The organism is Pedobacter sp. KBS0701, assembly GCF_005938645.2.
Taxonomy (GTDB): Bacteria; Bacteroidota; Bacteroidia; order Sphingobacteriales; family Sphingobacteriaceae; genus Pedobacter.
Map to the genome: position 1 here is coordinate 6,198,956 of NZ_CP042171.1, position 14,610 is coordinate 6,213,565.

The window sequence follows — 14,610 nt, forward strand, 5'->3', positions numbered from 1 at the left end:
ATAATTGCTCATGCTTGTTCCAACGAGCATATAGATAGTTGGTCATATTTACGACTTATATCCTAAATTTAAATTTATATCATCTTTTACGATGAAATCGTAAGGCTATTACTGCGCTCGTTAGAAACGAGCGCAAGCAAAAAAAAGCAGCTACAAATTAATGCAGCTGCTTTGTAAGCTATTTTTAAATCCGTTTATTACTGCGGGCTTTGTTGTGGGAAGAACATTGATAAACGGCCTTCGAGGTTGTTGAATGTTTTCTGCAGCTTCTCGCTCAACTTATCCTGACCTGCAGCTTTACTGGTTTTAATCATTCGGTCCAGATAATATAAGCCGGTTTGAATATTCTGCGATCCGGTTAAACCTTTTGATTGTGAAATATCAGCCAGGTAGTTTAATTCCTTATTGATATAATCGCCGGATTTGTCTAAAATATCATTCGCCCTGGCAGTTTCACCTAGTTTATATAAGTTTTCAGCCATATAGAATTTCACTACAACGGTACGGATGCCGAAGAATTTATCAGGCATTACCGCGAAATATTTATCTACTACTTTTTTAGCTTCAGCAATTTTACCTTCTTTAATCAAGCTGTTGGTTAAGCTACTGAAGATATTGGTAAAAATGAAAGTATCATCTGATGATTGCGGATCTAAATATTTAGCAGTTTTCATATTTCCCCACTTAAATTTAGTCATCACATTATTGTATAAAACAGGGGTATTCAATTGCTCTGGTCTATCTTCAGATGCAGTTGTATCAGCTTTAAGCGGTAATAAACGCATGGCCAAACCTTCATTGTATAAATACTTATCCAAGCCATTATATTGCTCAGAAGGTACAGTAGAAGCGAAATAAATCGGACGTTTCCAGTTGTTATGTGCAAGGATATCGAACATGGCCAAAGTCCCTTTAGTAACATAACCTTTATTGAATTTCCAATCCATTGTGGTGGTAATTTTTGAAGCATCAGCTGCAGGCAATGTTCCTGTGCTGATTACTTGCTGTGGATCTACTGTAATTTTAAGGTTTTTAGTTGGTAGGAAATTAGATTTCGATCCATCTTGCATGGCTACTTTATCACTCTCATCGTTTGATAACAATAAATCAACTACATTTTTAAGCTCAACATTACCTGCAATTTTATAATCATCATAAGGCATTACGTCTCTTTCACCCTGTACATATTGTTCAGGTTTCATGGTAATTGGCAATGGAGCCGATTCATTTTGTTTTTGTCTTAAACCATTGATGTACCAATCTGTATCGAATAAACTTAAGTTTACAATGCGAACATCAGGGCGAACATTCTCTACCTCCTGGATATACCAAAGCGGGTAGGTATCATTATCGCCGTAAGTAAATAGGATGGCATTTGGTGCACAGGATTGTAAGTAATCCAGAGCAATATCATGAGGAACCAGTTTCGTAGAACGGTCATGGTCATCCCATCCTTGCTCGGCCATAATTACCGGAGCAGCCAATAAACCGATAACCGTTGCACCAATGGCACCGGCAGTTGGAGTTAGTTTTTTAAACAACCACTCTTTAATGGCCAGTGCCCCGAGCCCAATCCATATCGCAAAGGCATAAAAAGATCCTACATAAGCATAATCCCTTTCACGAGGTTCCAGAGGCTTTTGGTTTAAGTATAATACAATCGCGATACCCGTAAAAAAGAATAACAAAGCCACTACGCCAGCATCTTTCTGGTTGCGTTTAAAGTGCCAAAGTGCGCCAATTATTCCCATAATCAACGGTAAAAAGAAGAAACGATTGTATGCTTTATTATCAACTGTTGATGGTGGCAAATGACTTTGATCTCCACGTAACCAGCTATCAAACGGTTTAATACCACTAATCCATTCTCCTTCAAATCCGCTTCCCTGACCTTGTTCATCGTTCTGGCGACCAACAAAATTCCAGAAAAAGTAACGCATATACATGTAGCCGATCTGGTAGCTGGCCAAAAAGCCAACATTATCAACTAAATTCGGGTGTTTACTATCATCCAAATGCATCCACTCTTTATAAAAACTGGCATGTTTAGGGTCGTCGCTATACATACGTGGCAATAAAGTGTTGTTGCTGTATTCGTAATCGGTTTTTTTACCCGCTACCTCGTATTTGTCTTTTCCTTTTCTCCAGATGGTTTTACCTTCTGTTACACCTGTTCTTTCAGAGTTATAATTAGGACCGTAACCCAATGGCCTATCGCCATATTGCTCACGGTTTAGGTAACTTAAGAAAGAGAAAGCATCTTTAGGTGCACTGTTATTTAAATTCGGATCTGCTTTTGCCCTGATGATGATCATCGAGAAGGATGCATAACCGAAAATGATTAAAACGGTAGAGATTAAACCTAAGTTTAATAATTTCTTTTGATGCTTGATCGAATAACGGATCCCCCAAACCAGGGCACCGATTAATAAAATGGCGAAGAATAAAACGCCGGTTCCAAAACCAAGACCTAATGTATTTACAAAGAACAGATCGAAATACGCACCGAACGAAACCAGGTATTGGATAATACCATATTGGATTACTGCTAAAATTAAGATACCAACAATAAGTGTTTTGAATATACCTGCTGTGGTTGCTTTATCTGTTCTTTTGAAATAATAAATAAAAGCAAGTGCCGGGATGGTTAATAAGTTTAACAAGTGGATACCGATTGATAAACCCATAATATAGGCGATAAACAGTAACCAACGATCGGCGCGTGGCTCATCGGCATGCGCTTCCCATTTAAGGATAGCCCAGAATACAATGGCTGTGAATAAAGAGGATTGCGCATAAACCTCTGATTCTACAGCCGAAAACCAGAAACTATCAGAGAAAGTATAAGCCAGAGCACCAACGGCACCCGCACCCATAATACTGATCAATTTACCGGTTGTTAATCCTTCACCAGCTTTTAACACCGTTTTTTTAGCCAATGCAGTGATGGTCCAAAATAAAAATAAGATAGTTGCCCCGCTTGAAACAGCCGAGCCTACGTTCATCCAGTAAGCAATTTTGGTTAAATCTCCAGCTGCAAAAATGGAGAAGAAACGTTGGATCATTAAGAATAAAGGCGCACCAGGCTGGTGAACAACCTGCATTCTAAATGCCGATGCGATAAATTCACCGCAATCCCAAAAACTGGCAGAAGGCTCTAAGGTTAAAACGTAAGTTAGTGTAGCAATTAAAAAGCAGATCCAGCCTACTATATTATTAACTTTTGAATAATTCATTGGTTTGTTTAATGATATTAAAAATTGTTTTCATATAAAAATGCTGCCGAAATTAACTATTCTAGTCGATAAAACAGGTAAATTTTTGCATTGATTTAACAATTTTTAACGGCTTAAGGCCTTTAACATAAAGGATTTTAATTTATTGGAAAGCAAAAACCCACAAGCAGAAATGTAAAATCTGCCTATGGGTTAAATTTAGAATGTTTTTTGCCTATCCTGCGGCAAACGGGGTAAACCTTACAATCAGGTCGTTGTATTGTTTCTCAAGGCTTTTGCTCAGTGCTGCTTGTTTAAATACCTCTGTTAATTTTACCATTTGCCCTAAATAACTAAGATAGAAACGTACATCCTGTTCTGATGACAGCTGATTTTTGCTCTCTGAAACATCGGCCAGGTGGGTGAGTTCCTTGCCCACATAATCGGCCGTTTTTTTGATCATTGCATTGGCACGATTTAAATCATTTAACCGATACAGGCTTTCGGTAAAATAATAAGTGCTCATTACCTGGCGCATACTGTAAAATTTAGATGGGATTACCGCAACATACTTGTCCGCTACTTTTTTGCTCTCCGCAATTTTGCCTTCGTTGATCATGCCGTTTAATAAACCATTAAACATATTCGATAACATGGTTACATCATCAGCAGATTGCCTGTCTAAATGATTGGCATTTTTGATATTACCAAAACCATACACATTCATCAGGTTGTTATACAAAGGTTTAATGTTGATGCGCTCATAATCTTCTGTAATGGCTGTATCGGGTTTTAATGGAAGCAGCCTTTTGTTCAATCCTTCCGAATAAAGGTATTTGTTCAATCCTACGTATTGCTCATCTGGCATGGCTCCGGTAAAATAAATCGGCCGTTCCCAGTTGTTATGCGCCAAAATATCAAATAAAGCCAGTGTACCTTTGGTTACGTAATTTTGGTTAAATGTCCATTCCATGCTGCTCGCAATTTTGCCTGCATCTTCTTTGGGTATCGTACCTGTATCCAAAACCTGTTGTGGACTTACCGCAAGTTTCAGATTCTTAGTCGGTAATACATTGTATTTCGAGCCATCGTTCATGGTTACCTTATCTTCATCGTGATCGGAGAGGAGTACATCCAAAATTTGCTGTAATTCGATATGTTGTGCAATCTTATAATCCTGGTAATACATAATGTCCCTCGTCCCTTCAACATATTGCTCAGGTTTTAGGGTGATAGGAAGTGGTGCCGATTCATTTTGCTTTCTGCGCATGCCATCGATATACCAATCGGCAGTAAATAAACTCAGGTTTACCACCCGCACATCCGGACGTACATTTTCCACTTCCTGCGCATACCAAACAGGGTAGGTGTCGTTATCGCCGTAAGTAAATAAAATGGCATTGGGCGCACATGATTTAAGGTAATTGACTGACATATCCCTGGCTACATGGCTATCAGAACGGTCGTGATCGTCCCAGCCCTGGTTGGCCATAATAATTGGTGCACCGAGCAAAGCAATAACCGAAGCAAAGATACTTGCACGTACAGGTGTTAGTTTTTTGAAAATAAAGTCTTTTAATCCAAATACACCTAACCCTATCCAGATGGCGAAGGCATAAAATGAGCCTACATAAGCATAATCCCTTTCGCGGGGCTCAATCGGTACAGAATTTAAGTAAACAACAATCGCAATTCCGGTAAAAATGAATAATAAACCGATAATGCCGGCATCTTTTTGGTTGCGTTTAAAGTGCCAAACTGCACCAATTAAACCGATGATTAAAGGTAAAAAGAAAAACCTGTTATAGGCTTTATTCTCTACAATAGACGGCGGCAGATTTTTTTGACTGCCAAGCCTGATGGCGTCTACTGGTTTAATGCCACTTAGCCAATTGCCATCTTTTCCGCCAAACTGTCCATCTTCGTTATCCTGCCGGCCTACAAAATTCCACATAAAATAACGCATATACATCTGTCCGGTCTGGAAAGAGAACAGATATTTTAAATTATCGATAAGTGTAGGTTTATGTGCATCATCAAAACCCATATAACTTTTGTAAAACCTCACATGTTCAGGTTTATCACTGTACATCCGTGGCATTAAAGTCTTATCGGCAAAAACATAGGCTGATTTTGTTCCCGCCGGTTCGTATTTTTTGTCGCCTTTACGGATAACTTTGCCCGTTTCTTTAATGTCGATTTTTTCTGAATTGTAATTCTCCCCATAAAGTAAAGGCCTGTCGCCATATTGGTCGCGGCCCAGGTACCTCGAAAGCGAGAATACATTATCCACGTTATAATTGTTCAGGTTAGGTTTGGCCTGTGCTCTGATAACTAATAACGCAAAAGAACTGTATCCAAATAAAAGTAATACAGTGAATAACAGGATCAGGTTTAAAGCCCTTTTGTTTTTAAGGATGGAATAACGGATACCATAAACTAAGCTTCCGATCAATAAAACAGCAAAAAATAATATCCCCGAACCAAAGCCAAGGTTCATGGAATTTACAAAAAAGTAATCGAAGCTTGCTGCAAGCGATACCACGTATTGGATGATACCAAATTGCACCACAGCTAAAGCTGCGATGGAAACAAAAAATATTTTTAGAACACCTTGCCAGCTTGGCGATGGATTCTTTTTAAAATAATAAACAAATATTAATGCAGGAATGGTAAGCAGGTTTAAAATATGCACGCCGATAGAAAGTCCCATAATATAGGCTACAAAAAGTAACCATCTGTCTGCTTTTGGTTCATCAGCCTGCGATTCCCATTTTAAGATACCCCAAAATACGATGGCGCTGCAAAGCGATGACATGGCATAAACCTCAGCCTCTACTGCCGAAAACCAGAAACTATCAGAAAAAGCATAAGCCAGCGCGCCAACCAGGCCGGCACCCATAATGCCAATGATTTGCTGTTTGCTGATTTCTTCCCCTTTTTTAATCACTGTTTTCTTTGCCAAAGCGGTAATGGTCCAGAATAAAAACAAAATCGTTCCTGCGCTTGCAAGGGCCGAAGCAATATTAACAAAATAGGCTACTTTAGTTTTATCGCCAAAAGCCAGGGCAGAGAATAATCTCTGGATCATAGAAACAATGGGTGCTCCAGGCTGATGCACGACCTCCATACGGAAAGCTGAGGAGATGAATTCCCCACAATCCCAGAAACTTACGGATTGATCTAAAGTTAAGATGTACGTGAGTGCGGCAACGCTAAAACAGAGCCAGCCTCCAATGGTGTTGATCCTTGAGTAATTCATAGTTTAATTTTAGTCTTTGATAATAAATGATTTAAGTGGTTAGCGGTAAAAAAAGTCGTAGAAAAAAATAAAATGTTGCACCGGATATGATCATTTTTTTATCTTTGCATCGCAAACAAAGAACAGCAGGAAAGAAATTGAAAATATTTTAAAATCACTCTTGCATATTTAAAATAAGGTTCCTACATTTGCATTCCCTTTCGAGGAGAATATCCTTGAAAAGTTTTTGTCCGATAGTATAAGGGTAGTACAACGGTTTTTGGTACCGTTTGTCTTGGTTCGAATCCAGGTCGGACAACTAAAATTTAATAACGGATCATGTTTTAAATAGACATGATCCGATTTTTTTTAACCGTAACTACACGAACCCATGCCATTGCAGTTTAACCCGGTAAAGCTTTTTTCCGGAACAGGTTCTAAGGGATTATCACTTAAGATTGCCGAGCACTACGGCAAGCCACTTGGTAGCGTCACCATTCACAAATTCAGTGATGGAGAGTTTCAGCCTTCCTTTGATGAGTCAATCCGTGGTAGTGATGTTTTTCTAATCCAGTCAACTTATCAGCCCAGCGATAATTTAATGGAGCTTTTGCTAATGGTTGATGCAGCTAAAAGAGCATCAGCACATTATATTACAGCAGTGGTTCCTTATTATGGTTTAGCCCGTCAGGATAGAAAAGACAAACCGCGTGTAGCAATCGGTGCCAAATTGGTGGCTAACTTATTGAAATCAGCAGGTATTCACCGTATTATGACGATGGATTTACATGCTGCACAGATACAGGGTTTCTTTGATATTCCGGTTGATCACTTAGACGGATCGGTAATCTTTGTGCCTTATATCAAAAGCTTAGGCTTAAAAAACTTAACCATTGCATCGCCAGATATGGGCGGTTCTTACAGGGCGCGTACTTTTGCCAAGTTTTTTAACGCTGAGGTAATTATTTGTGATAAACGCCGTAAGCGTGCCAACGAAATCGAATCAATGTCGATTATTGGTGATGTAACCGGACAGGATGTTGTATTGATCGATGATATCTGCGATACTGCCGGTACCTTATCAAAAGCTGCGGCTTTGATTATGGAAAACGGTGCAGCAAGTGTAAGAGCGGTTTGTACACATGCTGTTTTATCAGGAAAAGCAATCGAAACCGTAGAAAATTCGGTATTGACAGAGCTGATTGTTACGGATACGATTCCACTAAGACAGGAGAGTCCGAAAATAAGAGTGCTAAGTACAGCCAGTTTATTTGCAAGGGCAATTGCCAATGTAAACGAACACGGGTCAATTAGTGATCTGTTTAGAGTGTAGTGCAAAGCGTTTAACGATAAGCGGTTAAAACGCCAAACGTCAAACAACAAGAAGAGCATAATTAAGGTTGAAGGTGAAAAGTTAAAGGCGTAAGGCTTTTACTTGATACTCGATACTTACTACTAATAAATAAATATAAATAAAAAATGAAAACAATCGCAATTAGCGGTTCTCCAAGAGAGAACGTAGGGAAACGCGATGCCAAGGAACTTCGTTACGAAGGTAAAGTTCCGGCGGTATTGTATGGTGGAAAAGAGCAACAACACTTAGCTGTAGTTATTGCTGATTTAAGAGATGTTATTTATACCCCGGAAGTTAACTTTGTGGAAATTGATGTAAACGGTACTAAAACTAAAGCTATTGTTAAAGATACTCAATATCACCCACTTACCGACGTATTAATGCACATCGATTTTCTTCAGTTATTCGACGAGAAAGAAATCGTTATGGAGATCCCGGTTAAATTAACAGGAACTTCTCCAGGTGTTAAAATGGGGGGTAAATTAATTCAGAAATTACGTAAACTACGTGTTAAAGCATTACCAGCTGATATGCCACAAAACGTAGAGGTAAGCTTAGAGAAATTAGAAGTTGGTAGCTTATTCCGTGTTCGTGACCTTAAAGGTGATAAATACGTAATCACTAACACTCCTGAAGATACTATCGTTTCTGTTGCAATGTCTAGAGCATTAAAACAAGCAGAAACTGAAGCGGCTAAAGGTAAAAAATAATCAGGATTCTTAGGATTTTCCTGATTTTAAGATGAAGCGTTCCGATTTAAGTCGGAACGCTTTTTTGTTTTTAAAGAGGTCAATTTGCCAACGCTAACCGCTAAGTCCTTGATAGTATCTGGACTTGGGACTCAAGAATTCGGATTTCCGACTCCCAACTTTTTCACCTTCAACCCTCCAGCCTTCCCGCCCTCAACCTTTTTATTTATCTTTGCCCCATGAAATATCTTATAGTTGGCTTAGGAAATATCGGACCGGATTATGCGCACACCAGGCATAATATTGGCTTTGATATTGCCGATGAACTGGTTAAAGGTTTAGGTGGTAGCTTTGATAATATCCGTTTGGCCTATTATGCTGAAGTGGGCTTTAAAGGCAAAAAACTGCATGTAATTAAGCCTACTACTTTTATGAACCTGAGCGGTAAGGCCGTAAACTATTGGATGAAGGAACTGAAAATAGCACCAGAAAATGTACTCGTTATTGTTGATGACCTTGCATTGCCCCTGGGAAAGCTAAGATTAAAACTGCAAGGCTCTAGTGCCGGCCACAATGGTTTAAAAAGTATTGAAGAGGTTTGCGGTGGTCAAAACTATGCACGCCTTCGCTTTGGCATTGGTAATGATTATCCGAAAGGCAGACAAGTAGATTTCGTTTTGGGTTTGTTTGATAAAAATGAACAATTGGAGCTTCCTGCATTGATTGATAAAAGTGTAGAGTTGATTAAAAGTTTTGTTACGGTTGGGCCCGCTCATACCATGACGGCTTTTAATAAGTAGGTGGGTTAATTGGTTAACTTCATGCTGTCATCCTGAGCGCAGCGAAGGATCTTTTATAAGCCAAGAATATATAACCATATAAGTAACTATAAGAACATTTAAGCTTATGTGCCCTTAAATGCCTTATATGGTAAATAGAATAGGTAGTTAGATTTTTTGCTCCATACAACCCAAAACAGCAGCACTGCCCTTGCCACCTAAACCTGATCGCAGTGGTTCCGATTTTTCATCGGAAGGAACGGAGAGCGGGGCTGCACTAACCTAAACGCATCTGCACCTGATTTCCAAAAAAAAAGATAACATTATTGGCGCGTTAGCCTCGGAGTGTCGTCATTTCGAGCGGAGTGCAACGCAGTCGAGAAATCTATTTTCCAATTTAATCTGGCTCATAGATCTCTCCGTTCCGCGATGCTCCAGTCGAGATGACAATCTTTCTATAAGAATCTGTTATTGATAACTTAGTCAAAAGGCCAGCGCTTGCAATTACGAAAAGCTACTAAACAAAAAAAGACCATCTTTCGATGATCTTTCCTGTAAATATGTTTCAGTTAGTGTTTATTTAACTTGTTCTTGAGCCCTTGCAATATAAGCATCAATTAATTGTGCTTCTGCGCTCTCCGGATATTGAGTTTTAACTTTAGTGTAAGCATCAACTGCACCTTTAAAATCTTTCAGGTTTTCGTTAACCAATCCTAATTTCTTTAAAAACATTGGCGAAGTAAATTTACTTGCTTTATCTGCTGCTTTTTTATAATATGTAGAAGCTTGTTTGTAGTCTTTCAACTCGCTATAGGCATCACCTAATAAACCTAAAGCCAATGGGTCTGCAACCGGGCTGCCGGTAGCGCTATATTTGTTCAATGACTCTATAGCTTGTTTATATTCGCCTTTACGTAAGTAAATGCCGCCCAAATAAAGGTTGGCTAAGTTTGCCGATTTTGTGTTATCGTACTCTTTAGCAATCTGCTCCAAGCCTGGGTAACCACCTTCACCTTTAACAGCTCTGTTCGACAATGAATCTACTCCGACAGATTGCTCTGCTTTGTACATTTTGCTGGCGGCTTCTTCAGCACGACCTTTTAAATACACGCCTTGATACCAAAGATATATTAAAACTAATAAAACTACAGCACCTGCAATAAACAGTAAGCTTTTATTATTCTCTTGTAAAAATGAACCTTTTTTAGTTGGTTGAATTGTCTGGTTATCTGTTGTAGACATGTTTGTTTAAAAAATTTAAGATTGCAAAAATACATTTTTCAATCAAAGTATCAATCTTTATTTTGAAGTATTTGATTAAACATTAGTTATTTAGGCCTGCAGATCGTAAAATCATCACGATCATTAGCGCAACAAGCTAATTAGTGTATTAAACCAGGTTTGGTTATCGCTAAAAATACCTGTGTGGTTAATGACCAGGTATACCGTTTGACTTTCCGATCGGCTCAGGGTCGATCTAATTCTAATGGGCTGCCAGAATGCACCGAAGTTTTTTGCGGATGAAGCTGGGAATAAATCATCGAAGCCCATATAAACCTCTTCTATATGTGATAATGGAAGTTCCAATTGTTCATCTCCGGTAATAAAAAGACCGTTGGAAGCCAACAAGATATCGCCCTCGTGATTGTGAACTGGTTTTAAAAACGAAAATAAACCTGCGATTTTTTTAATCCAGTTCGAATTTTTATCATTGGTCAGTTCGTGATCATAAGACCATAGAACATTCCCTTCTAACATTTTTTGTGCAACCATTTATTTTTCCTTGCGATGAAAGTACAGTTTTTTTAAATGTTATTAACGTTTATTTTAAACAATGAATGTTAAGAGGCTAAAAAAGGGTAAATTTGTGACATATTTATGTGGTTAAAAAATATTACCCTTCTAAATTTTAAGAACTATACCGATGCAGATCTCCATTTCTCGGAAACGGTAAATGTTTTTACCGGTAATAATGGCTCTGGCAAAACGAACATGCTTGATGCGATTCACTACCTGTGTCTATGTAAAAGTTACTTTAATCCCATTGATAGCCAGCAGATCAAAACCAATGAAGAGGTTTTTATGATCCAGGGCGATTTTGACCGCAACGAAAAAAACGAAAAAATTTCCTGCGGCGTAAAACGCAATCAGAAAAAGCAATTCAAGCGCAATAAAAAGGAATACGATAAACTGGCCGATCACATCGGACTTTTCCCGGTAGTGATGGTTTCTCCCTATGATGTAAACCTGATTATGGAAGGCAGTGAAGAGCGAAGAAAGTTTATCGATAATGTGATTTCGCAAACCGATGCGCATTACCTCGATCAGCTGATTACCTATAACCGTATTTTGCTAAACCGGAATGCTTTGCTAAAGCAGATCGCCATAACCCGAAAATACGATCCAACATTGCTTGAAATTTTGGATGAACAATTGGTTATTGCCGGCAATAAGATATTCTCCATCCGAAAAGCTTTTATGGATCAGTTTATTCCATTGTTTAACCAATATTATACCTACCTTACCGAAAATAAGGAAATCGTTGAGTTGAATTATCAATCGCAATTGAATGATGCGACCTTTGAGGAGCTATTGAAAAAATCTGTAGAAAAAGACCGTGTGCTGGAGCGTACCACAACTGGTATCCATAAAGATGAGCTGGCTTTTATCATCAGCGGAATGCCTTTAAAAAAGTTTGGCTCGCAAGGACAACAGAAGTCTTTTTTAATTGCCTTAAAACTTGCACAATACGCTTATCTCGCTAAAAACAAAGGGTTTAAGCCCTTGCTTTTGCTGGATGATATTTTTGATAAGTTAGATGATAACCGTGTTCAAAAACTAATGCAAATGGTTTCCCACCATGATTTTGGGCAGATATTTATTACAGATACAGGAAGAGAAAGAGTAAAATCAATTTTTGAAAAAATAGAAGTTGATGTAACTTTGTTCGAAGTAGATAACGGAGCGATACAAAATGCGTAAACCCAATGATGTTACCGTAAAAGATGCCATCAGCAAAATGCTGGATGTGTATCGTTTGCGCCGTAAGTTTGATGAAACTTCAATCTTGTCTATCTGGCCGGAGATTATGGGGACTGCAATTGCCAACCGAACCAAACAGATTTATATTCACGATAAGAAATTGTTCTTAAGAATAGAATCGTCTGTGATCAAAAATGAACTGATTATGGTGCGACAAGGAATAATCCAGAAGTTAAATGAACACGCAGGCAGCGAGGTGATTACCGAAATGGTGTTTTTATAAGGCATAATAAAAGGGCAAAAGTTAAAACTTACGCCCTTTATATTTTACCAGGGATGATAATCCCGACTAAAGGCTGTAGATTTCGGACTCAAGACTAAACTAACTTCTTCCTCCGCCAAATATCTTTGCCAAAATCCAGATCACCAGCGCAACCACTACTACAACTACAATTACGCCTACCCAAACGCCGGCTTTAAATATACCTTCTACTAGTTCACAACTACTTAAGGTAGTGCATAAAAATGCGATCAGTGCTAAAGGGAATGCTTTTTTCATATTTATGTTAATTTGTAATAGCTAACATCGAATATTCAAGAAAGTTTTAATTGTGGGTTTATTTAGCTCGATTCTAAAAGAAATTCCTGTTTAGTGGTGTCAGATTTTATCATCTGACGCAGTATTCATCACTTTTTTGATAGGATTATTCAATAAAAAAACAGTCAGATGGTAACATCTGACTGCACATTAAAGGATTATTCTAAAAGAAAATCGTCATTCCCGACTTCGTTGCACTTCGCTCGAAATGACGAATAGAGTTTTTATTTTCCGTTAACCTTTAACAGCTCAACTTCGAAGATTAAAGTGCTGTAAGGCGGAATATCCTGTCCTGCACCGCGTTCACCATAAGCCAGGTTGTAAGGGATAAAAAATTTGTATTTTGAACCTGCAGGCATTAATTGTACACCTTCTGTCCAGCCTGGAATCACACGGTTTAGCGGAAAAGAAATCGGCTCGCCTCTGTCGTAAGAGCTGTCAAATTGTTTGCCATTTAATAACGTTCCTTTGTAGTGTACCAGCACCGAATCCGTTGCCTGTGGTTTAACACCAGTACCTGCCGTTAAAACTTCGTATTGTAAACCACTTGCAGTTGTTTGTACACCTGCACGTTTTTTGTTCTGTTCTAAGAAATCTTGTCCTTCTTTCATAATTGGTGCGTATTTAATTTTATTTGCTGCTTCTTCAGCTTTGTTTTTTACCGCAGATGCCTTTGCTAAAGCCTCATTAATACATTGTTGTGCCTGCTGTTGGGTTAAAATAACCTTGCCACCTGTAAATGCATCTTTTAGTCCTTTTAACAATACTTCGTAATTTAAGGTAGAAAGGCCGGTTGTTTTCAAGCCTGCACCTATAGAAGTACCGAAGGCATAACTGGTAGAATCTAAAGTAGATTTTAAACCCGTTGTAAGGGGTGATGTTTTACCTGAGGCTGCAGTCGGTTTTTTGGCAACAGGTTTCTTTGCTGTTGTTTTGGTTTGTGCATAAGATGCAACAGCGATACCGGATAGACATATCGCTAAAAAAAATCTCTTCATTGATTATTTTATGTAATTAATTCCAACAGGATTAAAATGCTGGATTATATTTTAAGGCCGAAAGATACAAAATAGATAAAACAATAAAACCCCGAATATTCGGGGTTTTATTGTAATTTTTTTGTGTTGGGAACTAGAAACGTTCGTCTGCTTTGAAGAAGAAGTTACCTTCAATTTCTGCATTTTCATCAGAATCTGAACCGTGAACTGCATTTGCATCGATTGATTTTGCATATTTCTGACGGATGGTACCTTCTGCAGCCTCAGCTGGGTTAGTAGCACCAATCAATTTTCTGAAATCTTCAATCGCGTTGTCTTTTTCTAAAATAGCAGCAACAATAGGTCCTGAGGACATAAAGCTTACTAAATCTTTGTAAAAAGGACGCTCAGCGTGAACAGCATAGAACTGACCAGCAGTTTCGTCTGTAAGTTTAGTATATTTTAATGCAATAATTTTGAAACCAGCATTAGTAATGTCGTTAATGATTGATCCGATATGGCCGTTTGCTACTGCATCAGGCTTGATCATGGTAAAAGTTCTGTTAGTGCTCATTGTGCTTTTGATATCAATTTTCTGCAAAAATACGTTTTAATTGATGAATAATCAATACAACTTGTTTTTCAGTTGCGAATGAATGATGATAGGGATTAAAATAGCCAATTAACCTTGTTTTGTAGCTAATCTTACTATGCTTATATTTAATATTTTTTAAACTATAATCCTGCTCATTCTAAAATCTTTAAATCCTAATCA

At 38.3% G+C, this 14,610-nt stretch carries 12 protein-coding genes; 5 read left to right on the forward strand and 7 right to left on the reverse strand.

Annotated features, from left to right (window positions below):
• Window positions 1-197 precede the first annotated feature (197 nt).
• Together FFJ24_RS25280 and FFJ24_RS25285 are read right to left on the reverse strand one after the other, a co-directional pair.
• On the reverse strand, window positions 198-3,236 hold the full coding sequence (locus tag FFJ24_RS25280; RefSeq protein WP_138819893.1) for a DUF2723 domain-containing protein: 3,039 nt from the start codon (window positions 3,234-3,236) through the stop codon (window positions 198-200).
• A gap of 214 nt (window positions 3,237-3,450) precedes the next feature.
• On the reverse strand, window positions 3,451-6,477 hold the full coding sequence (locus tag FFJ24_RS25285; protein ID WP_138819895.1) for a DUF2723 domain-containing protein: 3,027 nt from the start codon (window positions 6,475-6,477) through the stop codon (window positions 3,451-3,453).
• Window positions 6,478-6,847: 370 nt separating this feature from the next.
• Between FFJ24_RS25285 and FFJ24_RS25295 the strand changes: the two genes are divergently transcribed.
• From FFJ24_RS25295 to pth, 3 genes are all read left to right on the forward strand, one after another.
• A complete protein-coding gene (locus FFJ24_RS25295) occupies window positions 6,848-7,789 on the forward strand; it encodes a ribose-phosphate pyrophosphokinase (RefSeq protein WP_055909454.1) in 942 nt (313 codons plus the stop codon).
• Window positions 7,790-7,935: 146 nt separating this feature from the next.
• Window positions 7,936-8,520: a 50S ribosomal protein L25/general stress protein Ctc gene (locus FFJ24_RS25300; RefSeq protein ID WP_138819897.1), complete on the forward strand. Its 585-nt coding sequence runs from the start codon at window positions 7,936-7,938 to the stop codon at window positions 8,518-8,520.
• A 218-nt stretch (window positions 8,521-8,738) separates the two neighbouring features.
• The gene (gene pth / locus FFJ24_RS25305) at window positions 8,739-9,299 is read left to right on the forward strand and encodes an aminoacyl-tRNA hydrolase (protein ID WP_121287706.1); all 561 of its coding nucleotides are present in this window, start codon (window positions 8,739-8,741) and stop codon (window positions 9,297-9,299) included.
• Between the two features lie 555 nt (window positions 9,300-9,854).
• On the opposite strand, the gene FFJ24_RS25310 is transcribed toward pth, so the two are convergent.
• Together FFJ24_RS25310 and FFJ24_RS25315 are read right to left on the reverse strand one after the other, a co-directional pair.
• Window positions 9,855-10,520: a tetratricopeptide repeat protein gene (locus FFJ24_RS25310; protein ID WP_121287707.1), complete on the reverse strand. Its 666-nt coding sequence runs from the start codon at window positions 10,518-10,520 to the stop codon at window positions 9,855-9,857.
• A gap of 123 nt (window positions 10,521-10,643) precedes the next feature.
• Window positions 10,644-11,051, reverse strand: coding sequence for a hypothetical protein (locus FFJ24_RS25315; protein WP_138819899.1), 408 nt, complete (start codon window positions 11,049-11,051; stop codon window positions 10,644-10,646).
• 105 nt (window positions 11,052-11,156) lie between these two features.
• Here FFJ24_RS25315 and FFJ24_RS25320 point away from each other — a divergent pair, with 105 nt between their 5' ends.
• Both FFJ24_RS25320 and FFJ24_RS25325 read left to right on the forward strand, forming a co-directional pair.
• The gene (locus FFJ24_RS25320) at window positions 11,157-12,260 is read left to right on the forward strand and encodes a DNA replication/repair protein RecF (RefSeq protein ID WP_138819901.1); all 1,104 of its coding nucleotides are present in this window, start codon (window positions 11,157-11,159) and stop codon (window positions 12,258-12,260) included.
• On the forward strand, window positions 12,253-12,543 hold the full coding sequence (locus FFJ24_RS25325; protein WP_090504909.1) for a DUF721 domain-containing protein: 291 nt from the start codon (window positions 12,253-12,255) through the stop codon (window positions 12,541-12,543). The genes FFJ24_RS25320 and FFJ24_RS25325 overlap by 8 nt, the downstream gene beginning before the upstream one ends.
• 99 nt (window positions 12,544-12,642) lie before the next feature.
• On the opposite strand, the gene FFJ24_RS26265 is transcribed toward FFJ24_RS25325, so the two are convergent.
• The 3 genes from FFJ24_RS26265 to FFJ24_RS25335 form a co-directional block, all read right to left on the reverse strand.
• Entirely contained in the window at window positions 12,643-12,819 is a 177-nt protein-coding gene (locus FFJ24_RS26265) for a hypothetical protein (protein ID WP_168202555.1), read from the reverse strand.
• 263 nt (window positions 12,820-13,082) lie between these two features.
• Window positions 13,083-13,856, reverse strand: a complete 774-nt coding sequence (locus FFJ24_RS25330) for an FKBP-type peptidyl-prolyl cis-trans isomerase (protein ID WP_138819904.1) — start codon at window positions 13,854-13,856, stop codon at window positions 13,083-13,085.
• A 133-nt stretch (window positions 13,857-13,989) separates the two neighbouring features.
• On the reverse strand, window positions 13,990-14,409 hold the full coding sequence (locus FFJ24_RS25335) for a nucleoside-diphosphate kinase (protein ID WP_025144153.1): 420 nt from the start codon (window positions 14,407-14,409) through the stop codon (window positions 13,990-13,992).
• Window positions 14,410-14,610 lie beyond the last annotated feature (201 nt).